This is a genomic window from Amycolatopsis sp. NPDC023774, assembly GCF_040639695.1.
GTDB lineage: Bacteria > Actinomycetota > Actinomycetes > Mycobacteriales > Pseudonocardiaceae > Amycolatopsis.
The window spans coordinates 1-2,325 of sequence record NZ_JBFAAJ010000096.1; the positions used below are offsets into that span (position 1 = coordinate 1).

At 64.5% G+C, this 2,325-nt stretch carries 1 protein-coding gene and 1 pseudogene; both read left to right on the plus strand.

Features of this window, described 5'->3' with window-relative positions:
- Positions 1-340 precede the first annotated feature (340 nt).
- The gene (locus AB0F91_RS47040) at positions 341-1,882 is read left to right on the plus strand and encodes a GMC family oxidoreductase N-terminal domain-containing protein (protein WP_360609015.1); all 1,542 of its coding nucleotides are present in this window, start codon (positions 341-343) and stop codon (positions 1,880-1,882) included.
- A gap of 234 nt (positions 1,883-2,116) precedes the next feature.
- Positions 2,117-2,325 (plus strand): annotated as a pseudogene (locus AB0F91_RS47045) (IS630 family transposase); the annotation flags it as partial.

Consider the following 2,325-nt stretch of genomic DNA (forward strand, 5'->3'; position numbering starts at 1 on the left):
CGGCGACTCTTCAGCGTTCTCCACGCCGGACATCATCTCGGTCATCAGGTGCACTTCCATGATCGGGAGTTACACCGCTCGTCTTACAGTCCCTCAGGTGGTTCCGGCCGTGTTCGAGCTGAGCGGGACGAACGAGAACTCAAGGCCGCGAAGCCCGCCTCGTCGCCCGACGTCGCAGCGAACAGCAGCAACTGCGCATCGAGCTGCGCGCCACCGCGACTCGGCCGCGGCCCCTCGGGGCGACGGCATCGTTTGACTACTCTCAAGATCGACATGTGCCACTCGCGGCGCTCATTCGCCGCTCTCATATTCGATCCTTGGCGCTATGAGGGATATGACCATGCAACTGTCCAAACGTTATGACTACGTTGTTGTTGGTGCCGGCACGGCGGGGAGTGCCCTCGCTTCGCGGCTTTCTGAGGACCCAGGGGTGCGGGTCCTGTTGCTTGAGGCAGGGGCCGAGGAGCCGTTGGATCTGATGGCGATTCCGAGGGCATGGCCCGCCTTGGCGGGCAGTAGCGCCGACTGGGGCGACTCCAGTACTGAGCAGCGCTTTGCTGGTAGGGCGATGCCCCTGCCTCGTGGCCGGGGGATGGGGGGTTCGTCGAGTATCAACGGCCTGGCATTTGTCAGAGGGCACCGCTCGAGCTATGACAGCTGGCCCGACCAGGGTGCCGTGGGCTGGGCATACGACGATCTGCTCCCGTTCTTCAAGCGCAGTGAGAACGCGCCGGGACGGGATGATTCTGTCCGCGGGACGGGTGGTCCGCTGACGGTGACGCCCCCGGCCGAGCCCAATCCGGTGATCACGGCATGTGTTCAGGCGGCCGTGGAGGTAGGACACCGCAGGGTGGAGGACTACAGCAGCGGCCTGGAAATCGGTTTCGGCTGGCCTGACAACAACATCGTCGACGGAGTTCGCCAGAGCGCCGCCGACGCCTATCTGCGGCCGATTCTCGACCGGCCCAATCTGGACGTGTTCTGTGAGGTCATGGTGCGGCGCCTGCAGATTGTGGACGGGCGCTGCATCGGGGTCGAGTACGCAGCTGGTGACCAATTGGTCTCGGTGGGATGCACTCGGGAGGTCGTGCTGTGCGCCGGCGCCATCGGGTCGCCGCAGTTGCTGATGGTGTCGGGCGTCGGCCCGCAGAGGCATCTGCGGGAAGTCGGAGTGGCCCCGGTGTTGGATCTACCGGGCGTGGGAGCCAATCTCCAGGATCATCCGGCGTCCACGCTCACCTATGCCCTCAAGCAGCCCATGCCCGTCATACCGGCCAACCCGCTGGGGGAAGCGCTGGGGCTCGTTCGAACCGATGCCGCTCTGGATGCGCCTGATCTCCAGATCCTCTTCGGAGGCTTCGCCCCTTTGACTCCCTTGCTGAAGGGCCCCGACGAGGGCTACACGATGCTCTTTTCCGTGATGAACCCACGCAGCCGGGGCACCGTGCGTCTGGCGAGCCCGGACGCAGAGGCAGCTCCCCTGATCGATCCGAACTACTTGAGCGACGACCGTGACGTCGCCACGATAATGGCCGGTCTGCGCATGGCGCGTGAAATCGGGCAGGCCTGCGCCCTGACCGACTGGCGCGGTGAAGAGATTCTCCCTGGTCCGATGGCCCGCGACAACGACGCGGTCCGTGACTACCTGCGCCAAAGCCTCACGTGCTACTACCACTACTGCGGCACGTGCAGGATCGGAGACGACGACATGGCTGTGGTCGACACCGAACTGCGTGTGCGGGGCCTCACCGGGCTACGCGTGGCTGACGCATCGGTCATGCCCTCCATCGTTTCCGGCAACACCAACGCCACCGTCTGCGCCATCGCAGAACGCGCGGCACACCTCATCAATCCCCCTCAGCAAAGCAGTCTGGAGCGATGACCGGCCCCGAGATCTCAGCCTCCCTCGGGGGTGAAAACGGCGCTAACTCATGCTCGGAAATGGTCGGCCGGAACCTCTGATACGCCACCCGCCGCACCGACGCCACAACCACACGGCCAATCACATGCTGATCGGGGGTCTGCCCAGGGTCTGGTTGACACCTCACCTGTGAGGCTCCGGCCTCGCCTGGAAGGATGTCACCGTGCCCAAGCCCTGCTTCCGATGATGCCCGGTATGCCTGAGCGTCGTACTCATGACTACGTCCGTAACGGTCTGACCACGCTGTTCGCGGCGTTCGACGTCGCCACCGGCGAGGTCGTCAGCGCCTTGCACCGCCGGCATCGGGCCGCGGAGTTCAAGAAGTTCCTCGCCAAGATCGACAAGCAGGTCCCCGCTCATCTGCAGATCCATCTGATCTGCGACAACTACGGCACCCACAAAAC

Bases quoted from the DNA above. Each gene is read 5' to 3' on its own strand.
- AB0F91_RS47040 (WP_360609015.1), top strand. From the start codon at position 341: ATGCAACTGTCCAAACGTTATGACTACGTTGTTGTTGGTGCCGGCACG.